The following is a 23,391-nucleotide window of genomic DNA, read 5'->3' as shown; positions in this document are numbered from 1 at the left end:
AGGAAGCTTCTGTGCTACACGATGTAGGTGGGATGATGATCGATCAGGGCCTGCAGCCGGCCCCGCGCGGCATCCAGACGTTCGGGGTCGGCGTCCGTCGGGCGACCGCGCATCGCCTCCAGGCGCCGCTGGCTGTCTGCGTTCGGTTCGCGGTCTCCAAGGGTCCCAAGGATCTCGTCCATTGCCGGGAAGTCGTTGCAGATCAGCACCATGTCGCACCCGGCGTAGAGTGCGGCGTGGGCGCGCTCCGCCGGTGATCCCGCCCCGGAGGCACCGCTCATGCCCAGATCGTCGCTGAAGATGGCGCCGTCGAACCCATAGCGTACCCGCAGCAGATCATGCAGCCAGATGCCCGAGAAGCCGGCCGGGCGGGAGTCGACCTCCGGGTAGATCACGTGTGCCGGCATGACCCCGCCCAGGTGCGGCAGCAACGGGAGGAAGGCGCCGAGATCCTCCGTCTCGATGTCGGAAAACGGCCGCGGGTCCACCGGGGAATCCGTGTGGGAGTCCGCGGCGACCGCACCGTGGCCGGGAAAATGCTTGCCCACGCCGGACATCCCGGCCTCCTCCAGCCCGTCCAGCAACTGTCCCGCCAACATCACGATTACATCCGCGCGTTCGTGAAAGGCGCGCTCCCGAATGACCTCGCTGATGCCGATGTCCCGGTCGAGCACCGGCGTGAAGCTGAAGTCCACCCCCGCATTCCGCAGTTCATGTGCCAGCACCCACCCGGCATCCCGGGCAAGCTCCTGACCGCGCGTCGGATCGTAGTTGAAGATCTCCCCGATCTTCTGCATCGACGGAATTTCGGTGAGGCCCTCGCGAAAGCGCTGCACGCGGCCGCCTTCCTGATCCACCGCGACCAGCAGACCAGGGTTGCGCACGGCCCGGATGGCCGCGACCAGCGCCTGCAGCTGCTCGGGATCCTGGTAGTTCCGGGTGAAGAGGATCACCCCTCCCGCCGCTGGATGCCGCAGCCGCTCGAGGTCCTCGGAGGTCAGTTCCAGGCCGGTCACGCCGAGCATCACGGGCCCCAGGAAATCGGTCATATCGCGTCTTCCACACTGCTGAGCGTCCAGCCGAGTGTACCGAAAATCCGTCCGGCCCACGCGCGAGGCGAGCCATGTGCGGGGCGCGCGCCCTCGGCGATCCAATGTCCGGCACACCTGTCGCCCTCAGGGTGGCCGCCTGCATTTCCACTGCCGTTGTTCAACGCGAACCGACGACGGCCTCCGGGCGGAAGGCGCGTTCCTTGAGTTCCTCGATGCGGTCCCGCAGCTGTGCGGCTTCCTCGAACTGCAGGTCGCGGGCCTTCGCGTACATCTCCTTCTCGAGGCGTTCGATCTGCCGGGTGGCCACTTCCGGCGAATCGATGTAAACGGGCGCTTCGGGCTCGGCCGCGCGCCGGTCCCGCCGGCCCTTGCGGTGCCGCGCGTCCGGGCGGGCCTCGAGGATGTCGGCCACCGCCTTGCGGATGCCGAGCGGGGTGATGCCATGCGCCTCGTTGTGGGCCATCTGCTTCTCGCGCCGACGCTCGGTCTCGTCGATCGCCCGCTGCATCGAACCGGTGACTCTGTCGGCGTAGAGAATCGCCATGCCGTTCACATTCCGCGCCGCCCGACCGATCGTCTGGATCAGCGAACGGTCCGAGCGCAGGAAGCCCTCCTTGTCGGCATCGAAGATCGCGACCAGCGAGACCTCGGGCATGTCCAGGCCCTCGCGCAGCAGGTTGATGCCCACCAGCACGTCGAATTCACCGAGGCGCAGGTCGCGGATGATCTCCATCCGCTCCACCGTGTCAATGTCCGAATGCAGGTAGCGCACGCGGATGCCATGTTCGGACAGGTACTCGGTCAGGTCTTCGGCCATGCGCTTCGTCAGCGTGGTGATCAGCACCCGCTCCTTGCGCTCGATGCGCAGGTTGATCTCGGAAAGGCAGTCGTCCACCTGCGTGCCCGCCGGGCGCACCTCCAGCCGCGGATCCAGCAGGCCGGTCGGACGCACCACCTGTTCCACCACCGCCCCCGCGTGCTCCCGTTCGAAGGGCCCCGGGGTCGCCGAGACGTAGATCGTCTGCGGCTGCAGGCTCTGGAACTCCTCGAAGCGCAGCGGCCGGTTGTCCAGCGCCGAAGGCAGCCGGAATCCGTACTCCACCAGCGTCTCCTTGCGCGAGCGGTCGCCCCGGAACATCCCGCCCACCTGCGGCACGGAGACGTGCGATTCGTCGATCACCAGCAGCGCGTCCCGGGGCAGATAGTCGAAGAAGGTCGGTGGCGGCTCGCCCGCCGCACGCCCCGAGAGGTACCGCGAGTAGTTCTCGATGCCGGCGCAGTAGCCGATCTCCAGGATCATCTCCATGTCGAAGACGGTGCGCTGCTCCAGCCGCTGCGCCTCCACCAGGCGGTCTTCCGCCCGCAGGAACGCGAGCCGTTCCTTCAGTTCCTCGCGGATGTGATCGACCGCCTCCACCAGCGTTTCGCGCGGTGTCACGTAGTGGGTCTTCGGGTAGATGGTAAGCCGGGACACGGTGCGCAGGACCTCGCCGGTGAGCGGATCGAAATAGGAGAGCCGCTCCACCTCGTCGTCGAAGAGTTCGATGCGCACCGCCTCCTTCTCGGATTCCGCCGGGTGGACGTCGATCACCTCTCCGCGCACCCGGTAGGTGGCCCGGCGCAGCTCCATGTCGTTCCGGGTGTACTGCAACTCGGCCAGACGGCGCAGGATCTCGCGCTGGTCCACGCGCTCGCCGCGCTGAATGTGCAGCACCATGGACAGGTACTTGCGCGGATCGCCGAGGCCGTAGATCGCGGAGACGCTGGCGACGATGATCGCGTCGCGGCGTTCCAGCAGCGCCCGGGTCGCGGACAGGCGCATCTGCTCGATGTGGTCGTTGATCGAGGCGTCTTTCTCGATGTAGGTGTCCGAGGACGGCACGTAGGCCTCGGGCTGGTAGTAGTCGTAGTAGGAGACGAAGTACTCGACCGCGTTGTGCGGGAAGAACTCCTTCATTTCGCCATAGAGCTGGGCGGCGAGGGTCTTGTTCGGCGCCAGGATGATCGTCGGACGCTGGGTCGCTTCGACCACCTTGGCGATGGTGAAGGTCTTGCCGGACCCGGTGACGCCAAGCAGGACCTGATGAGCAAGCCCGTCCCCGATACCCTCCACGAGCCCGCGGATGGCCTCGGGCTGATCGCCGGCTGGCTCGTAGCCGGAGACGACCTCGAACCTCCCGTCCGTTACCGGCTTATCTTGGTCAGGGGAATTCAGTATCATTTCAGCCTCGCAGCGGCATAGCCGCATTGCCCACCCCAGCGATCGCCCGAGGCCCATCTTGGACACCCAGCTTTCCGAACGCGTTCAGCGCATCAAGCCCTCCCCCACCCTCGCCGTCACCGCCCTGGCGGGCCAACTGAAGGCCGAGGGCCGGGACATCGTCGGCCTCGGTGCCGGAGAACCCGACTTCGACACCCCGGAGCATATCAAGCAGGGCGCGATCGATGCCCTTGCCCGCGGAGAAACCAAGTACACCGCCGTGGACGGCACCGCCGCACTGAAGCAGGCGGTCATCGCGAAGTTCGAGCGCGACAACGGGTTCGCCTACGAGCCCAACCAGATCCTGGTCTCCTCCGGTGGCAAGCAGAGCATCTTCAACCTCTGCCTGGCCCTGCTGAACGAGGGCGACGAGGTACTGATCCCGGCCCCGTACTGGGTATCGTACCCGGACATCGCCCTGCTGGCCGATGCCACTCCGGTGGTGATCTCGGCAACGCAGGAGACCGGATTCAAGATCACCGCCGACCAGCTGCGCGCCGCGATCACCCCGAAATCGCGGCTGATGTTCCTGAACAGCCCGTCGAACCCGACTGGTGCGGCCTACACCGCCGAGGAACTGACCGCGCTCGCCGAGGTGCTGCGCGAACACCCGCGGATCGTGGTTGCGACCGACGACATGTACGAACACATCCTGTTCGCGGGTGGAAGCTTCGTGAACATCCTGAACGTCGCACCGGATCTGGCACCGCGCACGGTGGTGCTGAACGGGGTCTCCAAGGCCTACGCGATGACCGGCTGGCGCATCGGGTATGCCGGCGGCCCGGCGCCGCTTATCGGCGCGATGAAGAAGATCCAGTCGCAGAGCACCTCGAATGCGACGTCCATCGCGCAGGCCGCCGCGGTCGTGGCCCTGAATGGCGACCAGCAGTGCGTGCGCGACATGTGCGTGCAATTCGAGAAGCGCGCCCATCGGGTCGTCGAAGGCCTGAACGCCATTCCCGGCATCGAGTGCCTGATGCCGGACGGGACCTTCTACTGCTTCCCGAAGATCACCGGTGCGATGGAGACGCTGGGCATCGACACCGACCTCGAGTTCTCGCGGCGGCTGCTCGACGATGTCGGCGTCGCGCTGGTGCCCGGCAGCGCCTTCGGCACCGACGGCCATGCCCGGATCTCCTTTGCCACCAGCATGGAGATGCTGGACAAGGCGATCGAGCGAATCGACCGCTTCGCACGCGGCGCTTGACTACCCCGGCAACGGTCTTTACGATTCGCGCCTCTCTATTCCCCGGTAGCTCAGTCGGTAGAGCGGGTGACTGTTAATCACTAGGTCGGCGGTTCGAGCCCGTCCCGGGGAGCCAAAAAACAATGAAAAAGGCCACCTTGCGGGGTGGCCTTTTTCATTTCTCCTTTGGTGTCGCCGCTGTGTAGCCAGCTCAGGTAAGTTGCGCAAGCGTGACCAGCGGGCCTTGGCGGCGAATCCCTTTTCGGTACGCTTCCCTCACCGATTTCCAGTGGACCGCGCGGGCACACGCCTTGCGGTGTCCGGCATGGGCAGCAACGCCGGCTCCTTTTCGGATATCGCACTATCGCTCCTGCGCATGGCCTTGCCGTCCGCTGGATTACGTAGTTTTGCCAAGTTACACCCGGATTCCAACGAGCATACTTGATGAAAATCTTCATTCAGAAAACCCCTGCACACCGATAGCGCGGAAGGGACGCTACCGCTGCTCGAGGGCCCGTTCATCATCGTGCTCGCAGGACCGTCGGCTCTGGAGCGTTACGGCCACACGGACCGGCGTATACCGCCGCGCGGGGACCTGCCGATAGCGTGTGATTGCGCTTCGCCCGAGTCCATGGTACTGCGCAGGCGACCCATGACACCGCACCGGCGAAGGCCCGCAGGGCGGAAACGGAGACATCAATGCACGCATCGCGGCGCAGTTCCTCGTTGCATCCGGTTCCTCCCGCACCAGAAACGCGGTCCGGGAGGAACAAGGCCATGCCCTTGCGGCAACTTGGACGCGGTACGTGCGGTGAACTCGAACAGGCGCTGAACCATGAATGGCTGGTCACCAACGGCATTGGCGGTTTCGCCGCAGGGACCGTCAGCGAAACCAATACCCGCCGTTATCACGGTCTGTTGATCGCCGCCCTCGCCCCACCTGTGGCGCGGACGCTGATGGTCTCGGCGGTCGACGTGACTGTGACCTACGGTTCAGCCGAGTATCGCCTGGCCACACACGAATTCGCCGACGGCACGGTCGCGCCGCAGGGCTACTTGCATCTCGAATCCTTTCAGCTCGATCACGGCATGCCGGTCTGGCGTTATGCCATCGCCGATGCGGTACTCGAGAAACGCCTGTTGATGCAGCCCGGGCACAATACGACCCAGGTCGGTCTACGGGTGCTGCGCGCCACCGCACCGCTCCATCTGGAACTGACGCCCCTGTGCGCCTACCGTGACCATCACGCTCATGGCCGTGGCGGCTGGCAGCCGCGCCTGCGTGAGATCCCCAGCGGCTGCGAGATCGAGGCCTTCGCCGGCGCCGTGCCCTACCGAGTCAGTTGTGCCGGCGCGCGCTTCACGCCGGAGCCGGAATGGTACTGGCATTTCCGGCATCGCGCCGAGGGCGCGCGCGGTCTGGATGAGACCGAGGACCTGTATCGGCCAGGCCGGTTCACGCTCTCACTAGAAGCGGGCGCGCAGGCGACTGTGGTGCTGTCCACCGAGGTGGAGGTGGATGACGCTCAGGCGTTCGCTCATCTGCGCCACGACGTGGAACGCCGCGGCGCCGCCCTTCTGGGTCCATTACCCGCCGGATGTCCCGGCGCCGTGCGGCAGTTGGCGCTGGCGGCGGATCAGTTCCTCGTCGAACGTCATCGGGCGGGTGGCGCGCCGGGCAAGAGCCTGATCGCAGGCTACCCGTGGTTCAGCGACTGGGGCCGCGACACCATGATCGCCCTGCCCGGGCTCACCCTCGCCACGGGGCGAGACGAGATCGCCGCGGAGATCCTGCGCACCTTCGCCGCCCACCTCAGCGAAGGCATGCTACCCAACCGCTTTCCCGACGGCGGGGAGACGCCGGAATACAACACCGTCGATGCCACCCTGTGGTTCTTCCACGCGGTCGCGCAGTACACCCGTTCCAGCGGCGACCCATCGCTTGCCGCCGAACTCTATCCGGCGCTCAGCGACATCATCGGCTGGCACCGGCGCGGGACGCGCTACGGCATCCAGATGGATCCCGCCGACGGACTGCTGGCCTCTGGCCAGGACGGGGTGCAACTGACCTGGATGGACGCCAAGTTTGGAGACTGGGTAGTCACACCGCGCACCGGCAAGTGCGTGGAGGTCAACGCACTTTGGTACAACGCCCTGCGCGTGATGGAGGGATTGGCCTCGACACTGGAGCAGCAATCGGAGGCCGACTTCTACAGGCAAGGGGCTGAACAGGCCAAGCTCGGTTTTCAACGCTTCCGGAATCCGGCACGGTCGGCCTTGTATGACGTGATCGACGGGCCGGAGGGTGATCCTGGTCTCGACGGCCGCCGCTACGATGGCCGCTTGCGTCCCAACCAGATCTTTGCCGTCTCCCTGCCCCACAGCCCGCTCGAACCGGCCGATCAACAGGCCGTCGTCGACGCCTGCGCGCGTGAACTCTTGACGTCCCACGGCTTGCGCAGTCTCGCACCGGGCGAACCGGGTTACGTGGCGCAATACACCGGCGGCCCGCACGAACGCGACGGCGCTTATCACCAGGGCACCGTCTGGGCGTGGCTGATCGGTCCCTTCGTCGATGCGCATTACCGGGTGTATGGCGATGCCGCACTGGCCCGGTCGTTCCTCGAACCGCTGATCCTGCATCTGGACAGCGACTGCCTGGGAAGCATCAGCGAGATCTTCGATGCGGACCCGCCGTTCTCCGCCCGCGGTTGCTTCGCCCAGGCTTGGAGTGTCGCGGAGGTGCTGCGCGCCTGGCTGAAGCTACATGATGCCGGGGCGGCACAGCCGGCTCACCACCAAGGAGAAACGCATGACAGCCGGAACGCATGAGCCGTCCTCCCATGATCAATACGCGAGCACGGATGCCGAGCAGGGGCGCATGGCAGCGAGGGACAACGAGGCCGTCGCCTGGGACCGTTGGGGCCCCTATCTCGCCGAGCGCCAGTGGGGCACGGTGCGCGAGGACTACAGCGCCACGGGCGAGGCCTGGGATTCCTTCAGCCACGACCAGGCACGCAGCCGCGCCTATCGCTGGGGTGAGGATGGGATTGCCGGGATCAGCGACAAGCAGCAGTGCCTGTGCCTGGCCTTGGCACTCTGGAACGGCCGTGATCCCATCCTCAAGGAGCGACTGTTCGGACTGACCAACGGCGAGGGCAACCATGGCGAGGACGTCAAGGAGATCTACCACTACCTGGACGCCACGCCCAGCCACTCCTATCTCAAGATGCTCTACAAGTACCCGCAGGCGGCGTTCCCCTACACCGAGCTGGTCGAGGAAAACCGTCGCCGCGGCAGGGATGCGCCCGAGTATGAGTTGATGGATACAGGCGTATTCGACGACGACCGCTATTTCGACGTGTTCGTCGAATACGCCAAGGCCGATGTCGACGACATCCTGATGCAGGTTACCGCGCACAACCGGGGCGCCGAGGACGCCCCGTTGCATATTCTGCCGCAGCTGTGGTTCCGCAACACCTGGACATGGGGCTACGACTCGACCCGTCCCAGGCTCTCCGCCGACGAACGTGGCTGTATCGTGGTCGAACACGACAAGCTGAAGGGATTCCATTGCCACCTGGACGGCGACCCCGACCTGCTGTTCTGCGACAACGATACCAATGTGCGGCGCCTCTACGGCATCCAGGAACCCGGGCATTTCAAGGATGCCTTCCATGACCATGTCATCCAGGGTGACGGACACGCCGTAGACCCGCAGCAGAACGGGACCAGGGCCGCTGCACACTATGTGCATGCCGTGCCCGCGCACGACCAGGTAGTGGTGCGTGTACGCCTGGCCAAAGGGCTGAATCCCGCACCCTTCGCCGACTTTGACGCGCTCATGCAGCAGCGCCACGCGGAGGCCGACGCCTTCTACACCGGCGTCCAGGCTGAGTTGCCCGACGCCGAGGCCCGGCTGATCCACCGCCAGGCCAGCGCGGGCATGATCTGGAGCAAGCAGTTCTATTACTACGATGTGCCGCAGTGGCTCAACGGCGACCCCGCCATGCCTCCCCCTCCGCCCGCCCGTCGTCGCGGCCGGAACCACGAATGGTCTCACCTCAACAATGCCGATGTGATCTCCATGCCGGACAAGTGGGAGTATCCCTGGTACGCGGCCTGGGATCTCGCCTTCCACTGTGTCGCCCTCGCCCCGATCGATCCGGCCTTCGCGAAGAATCAACTGCTGCTGATGACGCGCGTCTGGTACATGCACCCCAACGGCCAGATCCCGGCCTATGAATGGGCCTTCGGCGACGTCAACCCGCCGGTGCACGCCTGGGCCGTCTGGGAGGTCTACAAACGCGCGCGCGACGCCAATGGCGGCGAGGGAGACCGGGACTTCCTGGAGCGCGAGCTGCACAAGCTCATCGTGAACTTCACCTGGTGGGTCAACCGCAAGGATGCTGACGGCAACAACGTCTTCCAGGGTGGCTTTCTCGGTCTGGACAATATCGGTGTCTTCGACCGGAGCGCACCCCTGCCCACCGGTGGCCACATCAACCAGGCCGATGGCACCAGCTGGATGGCGATGTACTGCCTCAATCTCATGCGCATCGCGCTGGAGCTCGCCCAGCACAACCATACCTATGAGGACATCGCCACCAAGTTCTTCGAGCATTTCCTGCATATCGCGAAGGCGATGAACAACATCGGTGATGATGGCATCGGCCTTTGGGACGAGGAAGATCAGTTCTTCTATGACGTGTTGCGTTTCCCCGATGGCGGCATGCTGCCGCTCAAGCTCCGCTCGATGGTGGGCCTGATCCCACTTTACGCGGTCGAGATTCTGGAGCCGGAGCTGCTGGATAAACTCCCGGACTTCAAGCGGCGCCTGGAGTGGTTCCTGGAGTATCGCCCGGACCTGGCCGCCCTGGTCTCGCACTGGGAGGAACCCGGTCGCGGCAACCGGCGCCTGCTCTCCCTGCTGCGCGGTCACCGCATGAAACGACTGCTCACGCGCATGCTCGATGAGGACGAGTTCCTGTCGGACTTCGGAGTGCGTTCGCTCTCGCGAGCTCACCTGGAGCAGCCCTATGTCTTTCACTGCACCAGCGAACCGGTTTCCGTGCGCTACGAGCCGGGCGAATCCGAGACGGAGGCCTTCGGTGGCAATTCCAACTGGCGCGGCCCGATCTGGTTTCCGGTCAACTACCTGCTGGTGTCCTCGCTGCGCCGCTTCGCCAAGTACTACGGCCCGGAGTTCCGCATCGAGTACCCGAGCGGCTCGGGCAGCTTCTCCTCCATGGAGGAACTGGCCGACGCCCTGGCCGAGCGCCTGACTCGGCTGTTCCGCCGCGACGACAAGGGCCGCAGACCCAGCTTCGGTGAGCAGGAAAAGTTTCAGAGCGATCCGCATTTTCGCGATCACTTGCTGTTCTATGAATATTTTCACGGTGACACCGGACGCGGCGTCGGCGCCTCGCATCAGACTGGCTGGACGGGACTGATCGCCGAGTTGCTGCAGTCACACCGGCACGACTGATGTCCGCGCACTGCACAAGGCATGACACCGATGAGCCCGAATGAACCCATCCCCGAAGTCGCGATGCCGCATTGCCCTCATCGAAATCTGCTGCGTGGTCAGAAGGCCCTGGTAACCGGGGCCAGCCCCGGGACCGGCAAGAGCGTTGCGATCCATCTGGCGCAGGAAGGCGCCGACGTGGTCGTTAATTACGTTGGCTCCGCGGAACCGGCCGAGGAGGTCGTGGCGACCATTGCATCGAAGGGCGGAAAGGCCATCGCCATTCAGGCGGATGTCTCCAAGGAGGACCAGCCCCAGAATGCCCAACCAGAGCAGCGGGAGCCCACCACGGAGCAGCAGCACCAGACCAATAAGCATGGTGCCGAACATCAGCAGAGCACCCCACTGCAACATCTGCCGGGGCGTCAGCTGTCAGGCGCTCCAGTACCTCCGCCCGTTGCAGGTTTTTGATCATGACCCACACTTTGGCGGGCTGTAGGATGGCCTGGAGCCTGGGATAGCAGCTGGCCCGACGGATTTCATCGAGAGGCATCCGCGAGGTGACGACCTCGAATGAACCGGGCCCAGCCACTTGCGAACGGGGCTGGGGCCGGTCCGGTGCGCGCGGCCGGGCCGATCGATTACCGCTTGCCCGGGAGCCGCTTCGCCCGGGATGATGGTGCATCATGAACAGCGACAAGAACGATAACGTCAGCACCCAGATCGACGCCTTGCGCGACGCGCTCGATCGCCGCAAGCGCAAGCGGGTTCGGCGTATTCTCCGCACGATGCACCCGGCCAAGGTCGCCAGTGTCCTGGAGACGCTGACCGCGGACCAACGCATCGCGGTCTGGCAGCAGATCGATGAACGAGTCGAGCAAAAGGTGCTCTCGCACCTCTCTCCGGCGATGCAGGCCCAAATCACACAGGAGGCGGGAGCCGGCGAGCAGGGTGAAGCGCCGGGTGCCTCGAGCGTCGAGCAGACCGCGGGCGCCGGTGATTCGGAGGTCGCTGCGGAGACGCAGCTCAAGCTGGTCCTCGAGGCACTCGAAAACGGCAAGCTCAAGCGCATCGCGCGCCTTTTCCGCAAGCTCCATCCGGCGCGCATCGCCGGGCTGCTGGAATCGCTGCCGGCCAACGAACGCGCGGCGGCCTGGGACATGGTCGACAACGAGCGCACCGGCAAGGTCCTGCGCCATCTGCACGAGGAAGTTCGCCGACGTCTGGCCACGGAGATGGAGTTCGACGACCTGGTCGACGCGGCCCGTGATCTCGAGCCCGATGACCTGGTGGACCTGATCCAGGATCTCCCTCCCAAGCTGGGTCGCGAGATCCTGCTGACGCTGAACCGGCGCAAGCGCGAGCGCGTCGAGTCGATGCTGTCCTACGACGAGGACAGCGCGGGCGGGCTGATGAACCCCGACCAGATCGCGGTGCGCGCCGACATCAAGGTGGGCACGCTGCTGCGCTATCTCCGTCTGCTCGAGGACCTGCCGCCGAACACGGATAAGTTCTTCATCGTCGACCGGGACAATCGCTACCAGGGTATCGTCCGCGCCCGGCGCGTCCTGACCGCGCGGCCGGAGACGGCGGTCGCCGACCTGATGGAGTCCGATTTCGAGCCGGTTCAGGCCTTGCAGTCCAGCGAGGGAATCGCGCGGCGTTTCGAGGATCAGGACCTGATCTCGGTGCCGGTCGTCGACGGTGACGGCCGGCTGCTCGGTCGCATCACCGTCGACGACGTGGTCGACGTCATCCGCGAACAGGCCGAGCGCTCGATGATGGGGATGGCCGGTCTCGACGAGGAGACGGACATGTTCGCTCCGGTGCTCGCGAGCAGCCGCCGGCGGGCGGTCTGGCTCGGGATCAATCTGCTCACCGCCTTCCTTGCCGCCTGGATCATCGGCCTGTTCGAGGCGACACTGGAGCAGGTGGTCGCACTCGCGGTGCTGATGCCGATCGTCGCCAGCATGGGCGGGATCGCCGGCAGTCAGACCCTGACGCTGGCCATCCGCGGACTGGCCACCGGTCAGCTCGGCTCAGGCAATATCCGCATCCTGCTGTTCAAGGAGGTCGGGATCGGTCTGCTCAACGGGATGCTCTGGTCCTTGGTGGTCGCCGCGCTGGCGGTGCTCTGGTTCGGCAACTGGATGATCGGCGCGATCATTGCCGCCGCGATCCTGCTGAATCTGTTGTGCGCCGCCGTGGCCGGTGTGGCGATCCCGATGGTCACGCGCAAGCTCGGGATCGATCCGGCGCTCGCGGGCAGTGTCGTGCTGACCACGGTCACCGACGTGGTCGGGTTCTTTGCGTTTCTCGGCCTGGCAACCCTGATCCTGCTCTGAGCACCGCTAGGCGCGGGTGCCGGCACGCATGCGGCCCGGCGTGCGCAGGCGATGTTCAGGTGGAATTCCGGTGAACCGGAGGGTCCGGCCTACGTGTTTCCACGGACTGTCACCGATCGCCGCACGAGTCAGGCTACGCCCAGAGTCAGATTGTACCGTCCACATCAGGGAGGGAAGCGCCATGTGCGACCACAAGGTTCACTCCACAGCCGCCGAACCGACTTTCAATGCCGTCGACAAGGACCGCCGTCGCCTGCTCGCCGGTGGACTGGCGGGCATTACCGCAGCCACCCTGGGTGGCCTGCCCCGCGGCGCCGCCGCCGATGAGAATGCCGGCGATCCCTACGCCCGGTCCGAGCAGCCCGCCCTGCCGGATGGCGGATTCGAGCTCGACCTCCAGCGAGCCGCTCTGGTGGTAACCGACCCGCAGATCGATTTCCTGAGTCCCGACGGCGTTACCTGGGAAGTAGTGGGCGAGAGCGTGCGGGAGCACGGAACCGTCGAGAATATCCGGCGCCTGTTCGCCGCTGCCAAGCAACGCGGTATGACCGTCGCCGTATCGCCGGAAATCCCATGCCTGGAATTCCCTGCGGTATGGCCTGCCATGTTCCCGATTCGTCACCGCGCCCGGTTGCCGCAGACAGCAGGACAACCCTTTCGCTGGGCTTGAGGTAACGCCATCGGCCGCGGCAGGTCGCTGCACGCGAAGCGGATGATCCGAAAGCCGGACTGCGCTATAACGGTACCGACCGCCATCTGTTACCGTTCACCGCTCGAGCATCCGATGACATTGCCGTCCCGACGCCGTTTTGCGCTGATGGCGCTGGCCACTCCCCTCGCACTGCTGACCGGGACGGGCGGCCGTGCCAATCCCATCACGGATCTGATTGCCAACGCCCAGACGCCCCGGTATGCCGGCGAGGTCTGGGTCCTGGTGGACGACCAGGCTGCAACGCTGACCGTCTATCGCGGCGATCACGCGATCGAGCGCTTCTCTCCGGTCTCGCTCGGACGCGGCGGTGCGAAGCCGGCACGCCTGCGCGGAGATAACACGACGCCGCTCGGGGAATTCCGCGTGAACCGGTTCAACCACGAGAGCCGGTGGCACATCTTCATCGGGATCGACTACCCGACGCCCACACATGCCCGGACGGCACTGGAATCCGGGGTCTTCACAGAGCAGGATTACGAGGCCTATCACGTCTATTACCGGCGCCATGGCCACCCGCCCCAGAACACCGCTCTGGGCGGCGCGATCGGGATCCACGGCATCGGGCGCGGCAGCCCCGACGTCCATAGCCGCTTCCACTGGACCGAGGGTTGCGTTGCGGTCACCAATGAGCAGATCGAGCGCCTCGCGGAACTGGTTGGCATTGGCACCCGGATCGTGATCCGTTAGGCACTCCTGCGATGCGGCCCGCCACTGGCGTGGATGGCAGGCTCCGGCTACGCTACACCAGACCGTGAAGATCGCCACGGGCCGGCCCAGACAACGGTGCCGTGATGGCCTGTGCGGCCGGGATCCATGAGATCGCTCTAACCTCTGTTCGGGAAACAACCAAAGGAAAAAAGACCATGAACGCGAAGAGCAACGTCCTGAAGCTCGCTGCAGTTGCCGCCTCGCTCGCTGTCCTGAGCGGCTGCGCCTCCACCAAGGCGCTGGACGAAGTCCGCCTCGCGGCCGAGGCCGCGAAGGCAGAGGCGGCAGAGGCCACGGCCCTGGCCAGCCAGGCCCAGGGCACAGCGAACGAGGCCCAGGCAACCGCGAACGAGGCCCTGCGTACGGCGAACGAGGCGGACCAGGACGCGGCCGAGGCCAACCGGGTTTCGGAGCAGAACCGCGAAGAGATGAACCGCATGTTCCGCCGCACGATGCAGAAGTAGCCCAGGGGAGGCAGCCGCAGGGGGCGACAGCCGCCCCCCTGCAGCCCGTTACTCCGGGACGCCGGGACTCTGGCGGCTCGGGCCCCGCAGCGGAACCGCAAGCCCGTTGGGGTTCTCGACCAACTGGCGCAGACGCCTGTAGGCCACGGGATTCAGGTTGTCCTCGAAGGCGACAAGGGCCACCACGTCGAGGGCGTTGCGGACTGGCTCGAGGCTTCCCACGTTCTCCTCCAGTTGCGGGAAGGACTGAACGTACAGCACGTTGTCCTCGGACCAGCCCGCCTTGAACGGCTGGTCAATGATGTTGACCCGGGTGCCGGCCGGCACGCGGTCGAACAGCGACTCGATGTCCTCGGGGAACATGCGGATGCAGCCGCGGCTGACCCGCATACCGACGCCATCAGGCTGGTTGGTGCCGTGGATCAGGTAGCTGGGCAGGTCCAACAGGATCGCGTGCCGGCCCAGCGGGTTCTCCGGCCCGGGGGGGACGACTTCGGGCGTCGGCTCGCCGCGGACCGCGGCCTCCTCGCGCATCGATTGCGGCGGGCTCCATGACGGGTCGCGCACCTTCACCGTGGTCCGTGTCACTCCTACCGGGGTGGCGAATTCTTCGCGCCCGACGCTGATGGGGTAGGTCTCCACCACCTCGGGGCTCGAGTAGTAATAGAGCCGCATCTCGGACAGGTTGATCACAATGCCTTCGCGCGGGGCGTCCGGAAGGATATGGCGGGCCGGGATCAGGACCTCCGTTCCCGGTGCTGGCGCCCAGATGCTCACATTCGGGTTCGCGATCCGAATCTCTTCGAAACCCACGTTGTGCTCGCGGGCGATATCCACCAGCGTCTCGCGCTCCCGCACACGCGCGACGTAGTTCTCGCCGATCAGATCGCTGTTTTCAGGCAGGGGGTGGTGCCCGCGCGGCCAGGCATCGTCGGGAAGGTCCGTCGCGGTCGCGCCGGAGGCGAACGTGCAAAGCGCCAGCATCAAGACACAACACGCTGTCCCCAGGGCATGCCTCGACATCAACGTCCTCATACCATCCAATCCGATTGATCAGCCGTCCGCGCCCGTTGGATCAAACGCCCTCGCGGTCCCGCACCGGCGGCCCCGGCAACAACCGTATCAGATAATGCCGAAAACGCGCGCCAGACGCAGTACGAAGCCTGGAGTGATGCCTCGCGATGATCCTTCGCTGATGCGCGGACACCGCCTGGGTGGGTAAGGCCAGACACCGCTCCTGCGACGTTGTTCGCCCTGACCAGCCCTTTCGGGGCCGGGACTTCGGTGCAGGCATGCCGTGTTCGGATTGTCCCTGGGGCCTGCCAGCAGGCTACGTGCCCTCCCCTGCCAACGGCGCGCGGTCCCGTGGTCCGGGACTGACGTGCCGCTGCCTGGGAATTCCGGCGCCACCCAGGCCGGGTGGGTTACGAACGCAGCGCGATAGTCCGGCGTCAGACCCGATGCAGGTCGCGTGGCGGGACGTACTCATCCCGCGGATTGTCCTCTTCCTCGATGACCTCGACGCCCTGAGCCTCGAGCGCCGCGATCAGTTCCTGCCCCAGGTCGCCGAGGTCATCGGCGTGCCGCTTAAGGCTGGTCAAAAGGTCGGAGGCCTCGAAGTTGTCCATCCGCACGTGGGCCTTCTTGTCGGCAATCTCTTCCAGATTCATCGCTGATCCCTCCGCGGACTCAGTTTTCGATGCTCGGCTGCTTCGGCGCGTTCTCGTCGAAGGCGTGCGGCGGCTGACGGAACTCGTTGTTGGCCTCGGCGTAAGCCTCGCCAAGCGCCGAGGAGAGCGCCAGCGCCGCGTTGCGCATTTCCCGCGCCTTGCCGTTGATGGCCTTCGCCAGTTTCTGTCCCTGCTTCAGGTCAATGCCTAGTCGCAGATGGTTCTCGTCGATCCGTTCGATTTCCATACATCCTCCCGCTGGTTCGGTGCAATGTGCTGCACCGGCTTGAACTCCTCGGGGGATCATTGCGCACTCGCCGTGCCATTGGCGATCAACCCCCGGGGAAACCGGGACTCTGGCTGCCTCCGAACCACGCCGCGCGCCCCGCGCGCCGGCAGCGCACAACCGTCATCCATCGCGGCTCACGGAGCGAATCGGGCATGCAGCCGCTCGAGATCGATCTCGGTCCAGCCCTCCGGCTCCATCAACGCGTGCCAGGCGTCGATGTAGTCCCGGGCCGCGTAGGTGTGCCCGAACCCCGGCGGTGCGTCACCGGCCACCATGTCCGCCGCCAGCTGCAGCATGGTCACGATCGGGTACCAGCGCAGATCCTCGGACACGTCCGGGCCACGAGGCTCCCGCATCCACGCCGGCTGGCTGTAGAACGCCTGCGGATCGAAGAAGGTCACCGGGTCGCTCGCATGCTGGAGGTAACCGATCCGGAAGGATCCCCAGTCCGGGCCGGCCGCCTCGAATCCCTGTTCCTGGTTCATGAAGCGGACCACGGCCCCGTCGCGAAAGCGCGGAAGCCACGCCGGCGAATCCGGGTCCCGCTCGCGCGTCACCCTGCGCCAGGTGTCGCTGCGAAAGGGCGGACCGCTCCATAACGCGCCCTGGAAGGGGTCGTTGATGATATCGTAGCTGTCGAAGGAACGGTCCGAATTAAGCGCACCGAGACTCAGCCCGTACAGGTAGAGTTGCGGCCGACTGTCGTGCGGGAGCGAGGACCAGTAGCCGTATACCTGCCCGAAGATCTCCCGTGCGGTCTCGACACCGTATTCCGACTCCGCCATCAACGAGAGCGCGCTGGGCAGATACGAGTACTGCGCCGCCACCGAGGCGATATCGCCGCGCTGGAGGTATTCCACGGTGTCCAAAGCGGCGGGAGCCACCCAGCCGGTCCCCGTCGGGGTCACCAGCAGCAGCACCGAGCGTTCGAACGCCCCCACCCGCTTGAGCTCTTCCAGGGCCAGCCGAGCCCGTTCTTCGGGACTCTCGGCCGCGTTCAACCCGACGTAGACGCGAAGCGGGGCCAGTGCGGGTTCGCCCGAAAAGTCGCTCAACTCGGCCGCCGTCGGTCCCGAGGAAATGAAGCTGCGGCCCTGCCGTCCCAGGTCCTGCCAGTCGATGTAGGAAGCCGCACTGCCGACCTGCAAGGGGTCCGTTGGGCGCGCAAGGTCATCCTGGATCAGGGCGTCGAGACGCTGGTAGGAGTTGTCTGCCGCGCGCAGCCCGATCGTGAAGATCACCCCGTCGATCACCGACGAGAACAGCGCGGCCGCGATCGCGATTCCCACGACGTTGGACACGTGGGGCGCCACATAAGGCTGGAATCTCCTCGAGAGAAACTGGAAGGTACGCCTGAAGAGCCGAGCGAGGAACAGGACGACCATAAAGACGATCAGCGTCATCAGCGCCACCGTCACCGGCTGCACCCCGCCAACCTCCTCCATCCCCATCAGGGTGCGCACCGAATTCTGCCACTCGGTCGCCTGCCAGAGAAAGGTAGCCGCCACCACGGCACAGGCCATGGTTGCCAGGACCTTGACGAGCCAGCCGAGCCGGTACCCGGGAACCGGGAACTCCAGATAGCTCCACAACCAGCGCCCGAAGACCCCAACCGCATACCCCGCGCTGAAGGACAGCCCGGCGATCAGTCCCTGGACCGGCGGGGACCGTGGCACCAGGCTGGGCGTCAGCGAGAGCGCGAAGAACAGCGTCGCCACCAGCAGCCCAACAATGGAAAAGCCGCGCACCCACCGCATGCGGTTTTCTCCCCCCTCCTGAAATTGCACCCCCAGCATAGCCATCTTCGCCACCGGGAGAAAACGGCGCCGCGGCAGTGCGCGGGTGCCGGGGTCGGGTCTTGCCTCTGGCGTCGTTGAGGCACTCGTAGGGCAACACGCCGCACCCCATCGTATTCGCGAGGATCAAACGGCTAGAAATATATCCACGCATTGACATGTATAGACCGTTCGGTGTCTCCTTGACCCATCGGTAGACAACGGCTGGCACCGGCCGGTGTTCCCCGGACACCTCACACCGGAGCAATCCACGACGTTCGACCCGTCGCGTGCCTGTCCGACCGGCGTCATCTGCTGTACGAATCCCGATTGGTGTGCGAACCCCGACCCGACTTGATCCACGCCTGGCGCAAGGAGCCGAAAATGACCGAGAGAACCGAGAACGAGTACGAGCCCCGGCTGAAAACGCGTCTCGACCAGATCGAGCAGCGGATAGCGGCGCACGGGGTCGCGGGGACGCTTGACGAGCCCCCGGAGATGCTGACGCTCCACGAGACCTGGGCAGACAGCGAGACGCCCTGGGGTATCGTCGGAGAATTCGCGCGGGACCAGGTGGTCGGCCTCACGCAGGAGGACTTCGCCAGGGGCACGATCCGTGTGCTGGTACCGTGCAAGCTGGTGCTGTGCGAGTCCATCCGGTTCAATCCCAACGCCCCCGCTCCCTGCGCGGATGGCGGCATCGATCGCGCGCGTACCGACGACTGGTTTCCCAACCCGGATCAGGAGGCCTACTTCGCGAGTGGCGTGGCGCCGCACCCGGGCACGGCGGGGCTGGTCGGGGCGACCCCCACGCTCGCCTACCGGCTTGGTTTCTTTGCCGCGATCACGGTCGAGCACGGTGAGGGCACCATCATCGACCTCAACGGCTTCAGACTTTCATGCCACCCCCATTTCGCACTGCAGCAGCGGTTCCACGCGCTCATCGAACTCGCCAATCAGCCCTTCATCCCGGACCAGGGCCCGGCGAATTTTGGCCCGGAACTCCGGCCGGCGGGTCATGTGTGGATTCGCAACGGGCAGCTCGGCCGCTCTTCGCATCACGGCGTTCACGGCAACGGCATGCACGATGTCCTGATCTCGGATGTGACCTTCCGGGACTTCGAAGTGGCCGCCATATCGCTGAATGGCGGTCGGCGGATCGTGATCCAGGACTGCCAGATCGAGGGCACTGCGACCGGGATTCCGGTACTCGGCACCTACAGCACCGCACGCTTCGTACGACTGATCGGGCGCCAGCGACTGGCTCGCGCCGATGACTGGCTCGACGACGCGGGCTCGGGCGGAAGCCCGGGCCGTTCCGGAGTGCAGGCGGCGCGCGCGGTGCTGGAGTCGACGTTGCAGGAACTCGATACCGCAATGGACGACATGTTCGACTACGCCGCGGGCAAGCCCGGCACGACACCGCCCGCCATCTTCCACAACGTCTCGGGCCTTGCGGACGCCAATCCCTACGGCATTGCCATCCATGCGCGCGGCGTGCTGGTGAACGCCTTTCTCTGCAACGGTCCCGCATTCGGTCAGGTGGGGGACGCAGCCCGGGCCTACGAATGCACCGACGTAACCATCCGCCGCACCAACATCGCCAACATTCGCGGCGCCGTCCGTGAGGTCCTGGCACTCGCGGAACAGCCAGAGGGTGATGACGATCCACGTCACGGTGCCCCGATCGCTGATGCCGCCGGATCGCTGTTCCGGTTCTTCGGCCTGCGCTCGGCAATCGAAGTCAGCGATGGCCAGCCAGCGGAGATGGACGATGCCGGCAGGGCGCAGCTGACCCTGCTGGGCGCAGCCCAGATTGCGCTGGCCGACCTCGAACACAAGATGGTGGAGGCGGGAGCGCTCGCGGGCGCCCTTCAGGCCGCGAGGATCCCCGCGTCGATCGTCGCGTGGGCCTCCAGCGGGCAAATGCGGCTCGGGCCGGTGCCCAGGCGCCCGAACCTGTATCGCATCGTCGGCCAGAACAAGACGCGGTTCAGCCTTCAGGCCAACGGGGACTCCATGTTCCACGTGAACAAGGGGGCGGTGGGCCTGTTCCTGCAGGCGGTGGACGGGCTGACGCTCGACCGGGTGGTTGTCGCGGGCGTCCGCAACAGCGGATACCCGGGCGCCGACCTTCCGGGTCCCTACACCGGGCCCAGCGACGGCGGCCACACGGCCCAGGGGCGGCAAGTAGGCTACGGTGGTGCCGACGCCCGCGCGGTGCACGTGGGGGCGTGCTCGCACGTGGTGATGCGGCACGTCGCGGCCTCGGCGCTTGCCAGTGACTTCGGTTCCGCCCACGCCATCGGCATCGCAGGCGGATCCGTCGGCGTGGATGCGGAGGACCTCGTACTCGGCGATGTGACGGCGGGCCGCGGCTTCGAGGAGAGCGGTCAGCCAATCCCCGTGGCGCGGTTGCCCAATCGCGCACCCGAGGCCATCGGCCTGTTCGTCGACCGCTTCAGCCTCGACGTCCGGACCTCCGGCATCCACCGGCTGGGCGTGATCGAGTCTGCATGGGTCGATGGAACGCGCGTGGCCCGCATCGAGTCCCCTTCGCCCTGAAGCTGAAGCTGAAGCCGGGGTGGAGTCTTGCCCATGGCTCCCGAGATGCGCTGCTGAGGCGGAACGCAGGGCCCGACCCCAACGCTGCACCCGTTGACCGGCCGGACCTGCAGCTCCGCCGGCCACTGAGGTCCCTGCATGGCCAGGCGGTCATCCCTGCGGACGCGCAAGACCCCGGATGCCCGCATGTGCAAGCCGGTCCTGACCCTCGCCCTCCAGATGCTTGCGGCCGCGACCCCGGCATCTGCCCAGCGCGGCCACCGGGATGTGCCGCCCGTTCTCGATATCGAACCCTTCACCAAGGATCCGCGGTACAGCACCGCCCCCATCTCCCCCCAGTTCGGTCGGAAAAGACCCGGGAACTGGTCCCTCCCCGCCTTCGCGCAGTGGGTCAGGCGTACACGAGGGGTACCGCGGCCTCCGGTGCAAGCACCCGGAATGTCAGGCTCTCCTGCAGATAGAGCCGGACGGCCTTGTCGTTATGGGACAGATAACCGATGGAAAGGTCCTGCCCGATGCTGAGTTCGAAATCGCCCCCGCGCAGGCTCAACACGACCGCGCCGTCGACCGCCGGCGCCCAGATGATGGGACCGTCAAGCAGGCGCTGCACGTGTTCCAGCACCGGATAACCGCCGGCCGTGGTGGTCGTGGTGAGTCCCGCATGGCACTGGCGTCCCAGCGCGATCGCGTACGGACCGGCAACTCCGGCCTCGCGCAGCTTGTTCAGCGCATTCACCACGGCATTCGGGTATTGCAGATAATCGGTTGAAAGCGAGACGGCTTCTTCCGCCGACACCTCACAGATGCCCTGAATCTGACCGTCGGCATACCCGTGGAAGACGACCTGGTCCTCGGTCATCGCGATGCGGCGCGCGGCCTCCCTCACCGGATCGAGATCGGCATCCTTCGCGCCCCGTCCGATCGACTCCATCTCAAGAAGATCGAGCTGGAACGGCACCCGAAACTCGACCATCGGCTGAACCCGGCGCGAATGCGCCTGCACGCCATCGGCAGGCGCCTTCAGCTTCTTGATGCGACCGAGTCCGATGGCGGAAACGTCCCACCCCAGCGGCCCCTCGAAATCCACCAGCTTGCGCGCGGCCAGGAGGCGCACGAGGGTTTGCTTGGCTTCCTCTTCGATTTCCGCCCAGGAAGTCTCAGACAGTGGTGCAAGTTGTTTTCGCAAGTCGTTCATCGTGCGTACTCCCCTCGCAGGCTTCCAATGCCGAGCGAATCGTCCCGCGCCAACTCGCCATGGCCGTGTTCGCCCTGGCCGGTGGCGCCGTTCTCCTCGCTCTCCTCGAGTTGCGTGACATCGCCGCGGCTGAACAGATAGGTGCTCAGTTCCTCGTGCCACTTGGAATCGTTGCGCCGCAACCATTCGAGCACCATGCAGGCGTGCTCCTTCTCCTCGTCGCGGTTGTGGGCGAGGATGGCGCGCAGATCCGCATTCGATGAGGCCTTCACGCGCTGGTCATACCAGTCGACGGCCTCCAGTTCTTCCATCAGCGATACAATGGCCCGATGCCGGTCGATCAACTCCTCGTCGAGCCGCCCCGGATCCTCGTGAAGTGAAGTGCTTGAATCTCCCATGCCATCTAGCTCCTGTGGACACTCAGCAATAATGAACGTCCTGTTCGGCCCGGTTCAATGGGGAACAACCCGCATCCGCGGGGCATGTGGACTGCACAGGCCCCGCACCCCCGGGCAAAACCCGCGCGAGCGCTTCCCACCGCCGGCGCGAAGTGTTATCAGTAGGCGGGTTCCGAGCTGGCAGTGTCATGGACAAATACCCGGAAAAGAGAGATGCGCGAGACGATCGGGACCCGCCTGCGGACCGCAGAGGCGAGGCACGAAGGCTTGGCGCGCATTCGTCAGATACCCGCCGCTCCCGCAGGCTCAAGCCCCTGATCCCGTTTCTGATCTTCGCAGCCTTTGCGGCCTTCGTCGCAAGCCGGGAAATCCCTGCCGTGTCCGACTGGTTCGAAAGCGTCTTCCAGCCCGCCCAATGGCAGACCAAGGTCACATGCCGTGATGCCGTGCTGGCAGAGATGCCAGCCGGCAGTTACCCGCGCCTGCAGGACAGCGGGTCGCTGCATCAGACCCGGGACGGGTCAAGCGTGACCGGTATTCGCCTTACGATGCTGGGGCAGGACGGCGAGGAACGGGTCGTCCACTACAACTGCTACCTCACGGCTGACGGTGAACTGCACAGACTCGCTCCCGGCAGACCCTAGTGGACCATGCGGAGAGTTCGGTGACTATGGCGCACAGCCAGAAGGGCCGGGGACACACGTGAACCCGCACCCACGCGCGCGCCTTCGGCGGTTGCTCGCTGCCGGCCTGCGGCCCGAGGACGTCCCCTCCCCCGGTCCGGGCCAGGCGTCGGTCTGGGACTACCCGCGGCCCCCGGAGCTCGTGCCCGAACCGCGCAGGTTGCGCGTGGTATTCGGCGGCCGCGTGATCGCCGACACACAGGAGGGCCTCAGGCTCGGCGAGACCGCCAGCCCGCCGACCTATTACTTCCCGCCACAGGCCATCGCGGCGGAGGTGCTGCAGCCCAGCCGCCATCGCAGTCTGTGTGAATGGAAGGGGCAGGCGCGCTACTTCGACGTGGTCGCGGGTGGTGCCCGTGCGCCCAACGCCGCCTGGAGCTACCCGGGTGCACGCGGTCCCTACGAGGCGCTGGCCGGGTGGATCGCATTCATGCCCGGCCTGATGGAGGCCTGTTACGTCGGCGACGAAAAGGCGCGCCCGCAGCCAGGCCGGTTTTACGGTGGCTGGATTACCGACGACCTGACCGGGCCCTTCAAGGGTGAATCCGGCACGCTGCACTGGTAGCCTCGCGACGCCCGCTCGCTGCCCTCGCTTTCCGAGCGGATCGGCAGGTCGGGCCAC

General features: G+C 65.9%; 19 protein-coding genes, 1 tRNA gene and 1 pseudogene. 12 read left to right on the top strand and 9 right to left on the bottom strand.

The features are described from left to right. Positions 1–14: 14 nt before the first annotated feature. Together nagZ and uvrB are read right to left on the bottom strand one after the other, a co-directional pair. The gene (gene nagZ, locus ACESMN_RS00565) at positions 15–1,049 is read right to left on the bottom strand and encodes a beta-N-acetylhexosaminidase (RefSeq protein WP_373051634.1); all 1,035 of its coding nucleotides are present in this window, start codon (positions 1,047–1,049) and stop codon (positions 15–17) included. A 160-nt stretch (positions 1,050–1,209) separates the two neighbouring features. Continuing rightward, the gene (uvrB, locus tag ACESMN_RS00560; RefSeq protein WP_373051633.1) at positions 1,210–3,273 is read right to left on the bottom strand and encodes an excinuclease ABC subunit UvrB; all 2,064 of its coding nucleotides are present in this window, start codon (positions 3,271–3,273) and stop codon (positions 1,210–1,212) included. A gap of 58 nt (positions 3,274–3,331) precedes the next feature. On the opposite strand from uvrB, the gene ACESMN_RS00555 reads away from it, so the two are divergent. The 5 genes from ACESMN_RS00555 (at position 3,332) to ACESMN_RS00535 (ending at position 10,436) form a co-directional block, all read left to right on the top strand. Then, positions 3,332–4,519 carry a pyridoxal phosphate-dependent aminotransferase gene (locus tag ACESMN_RS00555; RefSeq protein ID WP_373051632.1) on the top strand — a complete coding sequence of 396 codons (1,188 nt, stop codon included), beginning with the start codon at positions 3,332–3,334 and terminating at the stop codon, positions 4,517–4,519. 39 nt (positions 4,520–4,558) lie between these two features. Then, a tRNA-Asn gene (locus ACESMN_RS00550) sits at positions 4,559–4,634 on the top strand. A gap of 641 nt (positions 4,635–5,275) precedes the next feature. Further along, positions 5,276–7,330 (top strand): amylo-alpha-1,6-glucosidase, encoded by a 2,055-nt coding sequence (locus tag ACESMN_RS00545; protein WP_373051631.1) that lies wholly within the window; start codon positions 5,276–5,278, stop codon positions 7,328–7,330. After that, positions 7,311–9,986: an MGH1-like glycoside hydrolase domain-containing protein gene (locus tag ACESMN_RS00540; protein ID WP_373051630.1), complete on the top strand. Its 2,676-nt coding sequence runs from the start codon at positions 7,311–7,313 to the stop codon at positions 9,984–9,986. The genes ACESMN_RS00545 and ACESMN_RS00540 overlap by 20 nt, the downstream gene beginning before the upstream one ends. A gap of 21 nt (positions 9,987–10,007) precedes the next feature. Next, positions 10,008–10,436 carry an SDR family NAD(P)-dependent oxidoreductase gene (locus ACESMN_RS00535; RefSeq protein ID WP_373051629.1) on the top strand — a complete coding sequence of 143 codons (429 nt, stop codon included), beginning with the start codon at positions 10,008–10,010 and terminating at the stop codon, positions 10,434–10,436. Here the strand turns inward: ACESMN_RS00535 and ACESMN_RS00530 are convergent. Beyond that, positions 10,378–10,539, bottom strand: a pseudogene (locus ACESMN_RS00530) (PIN domain nuclease); the annotation flags it as partial. The gene ACESMN_RS00535 and the pseudogene ACESMN_RS00530 overlap by 59 nt on opposite strands. 112 nt (positions 10,540–10,651) lie before the next feature. On the opposite strand from ACESMN_RS00530, the gene mgtE reads away from it, so the two are divergent. From mgtE to ACESMN_RS00510, 4 genes are all read left to right on the top strand, one after another. Further along, the gene (gene mgtE / locus ACESMN_RS00525; RefSeq protein ID WP_373051628.1) at positions 10,652–12,310 is read left to right on the top strand and encodes a magnesium transporter; all 1,659 of its coding nucleotides are present in this window, start codon (positions 10,652–10,654) and stop codon (positions 12,308–12,310) included. Positions 12,311–12,491: 181 nt separating this feature from the next. Beyond that, positions 12,492–12,980, top strand: coding sequence for a hypothetical protein (locus ACESMN_RS00520; RefSeq protein WP_373051627.1), 489 nt, complete (start codon positions 12,492–12,494; stop codon positions 12,978–12,980). Positions 12,981–13,094: 114 nt separating this feature from the next. Continuing rightward, positions 13,095–13,709 (top strand): murein L,D-transpeptidase family protein, encoded by a 615-nt coding sequence (locus ACESMN_RS00515; RefSeq protein WP_373051626.1) that lies wholly within the window; start codon positions 13,095–13,097, stop codon positions 13,707–13,709. A 176-nt stretch (positions 13,710–13,885) separates the two neighbouring features. Then, positions 13,886–14,194 carry an Lpp/OprI family alanine-zipper lipoprotein gene (locus tag ACESMN_RS00510; protein ID WP_373051625.1) on the top strand — a complete coding sequence of 103 codons (309 nt, stop codon included), beginning with the start codon at positions 13,886–13,888 and terminating at the stop codon, positions 14,192–14,194. Between the two features lie 48 nt (positions 14,195–14,242). Here ACESMN_RS00510 and ACESMN_RS00505 read toward each other — a convergent pair whose 3' ends face one another. The 4 genes from ACESMN_RS00505 to ACESMN_RS00490 all read right to left on the bottom strand — a co-directional run bounded on the left by ACESMN_RS00505 (position 14,243) and on the right by ACESMN_RS00490 (position 17,910). Next, complete coding sequence (locus tag ACESMN_RS00505) at positions 14,243–15,178, bottom strand: L,D-transpeptidase family protein (protein ID WP_373051624.1); 936 nt, start codon at positions 15,176–15,178, stop codon at positions 14,243–14,245. Positions 15,179–15,645: 467 nt separating this feature from the next. Next, positions 15,646–15,864 carry a hypothetical protein gene (locus tag ACESMN_RS00500; protein ID WP_373051623.1) on the bottom strand — a complete coding sequence of 73 codons (219 nt, stop codon included), beginning with the start codon at positions 15,862–15,864 and terminating at the stop codon, positions 15,646–15,648. 19 nt (positions 15,865–15,883) lie between these two features. Next, complete coding sequence (locus ACESMN_RS00495) at positions 15,884–16,111, bottom strand: hypothetical protein (protein ID WP_373051622.1); 228 nt, start codon at positions 16,109–16,111, stop codon at positions 15,884–15,886. A gap of 176 nt (positions 16,112–16,287) precedes the next feature. Further along, positions 16,288–17,910 carry an alpha/beta hydrolase gene (locus tag ACESMN_RS00490; RefSeq protein WP_373051621.1) on the bottom strand — a complete coding sequence of 541 codons (1,623 nt, stop codon included), beginning with the start codon at positions 17,908–17,910 and terminating at the stop codon, positions 16,288–16,290. 402 nt (positions 17,911–18,312) lie between these two features. Here ACESMN_RS00490 and ACESMN_RS00485 point away from each other — a divergent pair, with 402 nt between their 5' ends. Next, positions 18,313–20,493 (top strand): hypothetical protein, encoded by a 2,181-nt coding sequence (locus ACESMN_RS00485; protein ID WP_373051620.1) that lies wholly within the window; start codon positions 18,313–18,315, stop codon positions 20,491–20,493. 391 nt (positions 20,494–20,884) lie between these two features. Here the strand turns inward: ACESMN_RS00485 and ACESMN_RS00480 are convergent, their stop codons facing one another. Then, on the bottom strand, positions 20,885–21,688 hold the full coding sequence (locus ACESMN_RS00480; RefSeq protein ID WP_373051619.1) for a family 1 encapsulin nanocompartment shell protein: 804 nt from the start codon (positions 21,686–21,688) through the stop codon (positions 20,885–20,887). After that, positions 21,685–22,086 (bottom strand): encapsulin-associated ferritin-like protein, encoded by a 402-nt coding sequence (locus ACESMN_RS00475; RefSeq protein ID WP_373051618.1) that lies wholly within the window; start codon positions 22,084–22,086, stop codon positions 21,685–21,687. The genes ACESMN_RS00480 and ACESMN_RS00475 overlap by 4 nt, the downstream gene beginning before the upstream one ends. A gap of 377 nt (positions 22,087–22,463) precedes the next feature. On the opposite strand from ACESMN_RS00475, the gene ACESMN_RS00470 reads away from it, so the two are divergent. Further along, positions 22,464–22,730 carry a hypothetical protein gene (locus tag ACESMN_RS00470; RefSeq protein ID WP_373051617.1) on the top strand — a complete coding sequence of 89 codons (267 nt, stop codon included), beginning with the start codon at positions 22,464–22,466 and terminating at the stop codon, positions 22,728–22,730. A gap of 58 nt (positions 22,731–22,788) precedes the next feature. Then, on the top strand, positions 22,789–23,334 hold the full coding sequence (locus ACESMN_RS00465; RefSeq protein WP_373051616.1) for a DUF427 domain-containing protein: 546 nt from the start codon (positions 22,789–22,791) through the stop codon (positions 23,332–23,334). Positions 23,335–23,391 lie beyond the last annotated feature (57 nt).

Origin of the sequence: Thioalkalivibrio sp., assembly GCF_041690275.1 — a bacterium.
Classification (GTDB): Bacteria; Pseudomonadota; Gammaproteobacteria; order Ectothiorhodospirales; family Ectothiorhodospiraceae; genus Thioalkalivibrio.
This window is presented reverse-complemented; position numbering and strand designations above follow the sequence as displayed.

Excerpts from the sequence above, each read along its gene's own strand:
- nagZ (WP_373051634.1), bottom strand. The coding sequence starts at position 1,049 with ATGACCGATTTCCTGGGGCCCGTGATGCTCGGCGTGACCGGCCTGGAA.
- uvrB (WP_373051633.1), bottom strand. The coding sequence starts at position 3,273 with ATGATACTGAATTCCCCTGACCAAGATAAGCCGGTAACGGACGGGAGG.
- ACESMN_RS00545 (WP_373051631.1), top strand. The coding sequence starts at position 5,276 with ATGCCCTTGCGGCAACTTGGACGCGGTACGTGCGGTGAACTCGAACAG.
- ACESMN_RS00540 (WP_373051630.1), top strand. The coding sequence starts at position 7,311 with ATGACAGCCGGAACGCATGAGCCGTCCTCCCATGATCAATACGCGAGC.
- ACESMN_RS00535 (WP_373051629.1), top strand. The coding sequence starts at position 10,008 with ATGACACCGATGAGCCCGAATGAACCCATCCCCGAAGTCGCGATGCCG.
- mgtE (WP_373051628.1), top strand. The coding sequence starts at position 10,652 with ATGAACAGCGACAAGAACGATAACGTCAGCACCCAGATCGACGCCTTG.
- ACESMN_RS00520 (WP_373051627.1), top strand. The coding sequence starts at position 12,492 with ATGTGCGACCACAAGGTTCACTCCACAGCCGCCGAACCGACTTTCAAT.
- ACESMN_RS00515 (WP_373051626.1), top strand. The coding sequence starts at position 13,095 with ATGACATTGCCGTCCCGACGCCGTTTTGCGCTGATGGCGCTGGCCACT.
- ACESMN_RS00510 (WP_373051625.1), top strand. The coding sequence starts at position 13,886 with ATGAACGCGAAGAGCAACGTCCTGAAGCTCGCTGCAGTTGCCGCCTCG.
- ACESMN_RS00505 (WP_373051624.1), bottom strand. The coding sequence starts at position 15,178 with ATGCTGGCGCTTTGCACGTTCGCCTCCGGCGCGACCGCGACGGACCTT.
- ACESMN_RS00500 (WP_373051623.1), bottom strand. The coding sequence starts at position 15,864 with ATGAATCTGGAAGAGATTGCCGACAAGAAGGCCCACGTGCGGATGGAC.
- ACESMN_RS00495 (WP_373051622.1), bottom strand. The coding sequence starts at position 16,111 with ATGGAAATCGAACGGATCGACGAGAACCATCTGCGACTAGGCATTGAC.
- ACESMN_RS00490 (WP_373051621.1), bottom strand. The coding sequence starts at position 17,910 with ATGCGGTGGGTGCGCGGCTTTTCCATTGTTGGGCTGCTGGTGGCGACG.
- ACESMN_RS00485 (WP_373051620.1), top strand. The coding sequence starts at position 18,313 with ATGACCGAGAGAACCGAGAACGAGTACGAGCCCCGGCTGAAAACGCGT.
- ACESMN_RS00480 (WP_373051619.1), bottom strand. The coding sequence starts at position 21,688 with ATGAACGACTTGCGAAAACAACTTGCACCACTGTCTGAGACTTCCTGG.
- ACESMN_RS00475 (WP_373051618.1), bottom strand. The coding sequence starts at position 22,086 with ATGGGAGATTCAAGCACTTCACTTCACGAGGATCCGGGGCGGCTCGAC.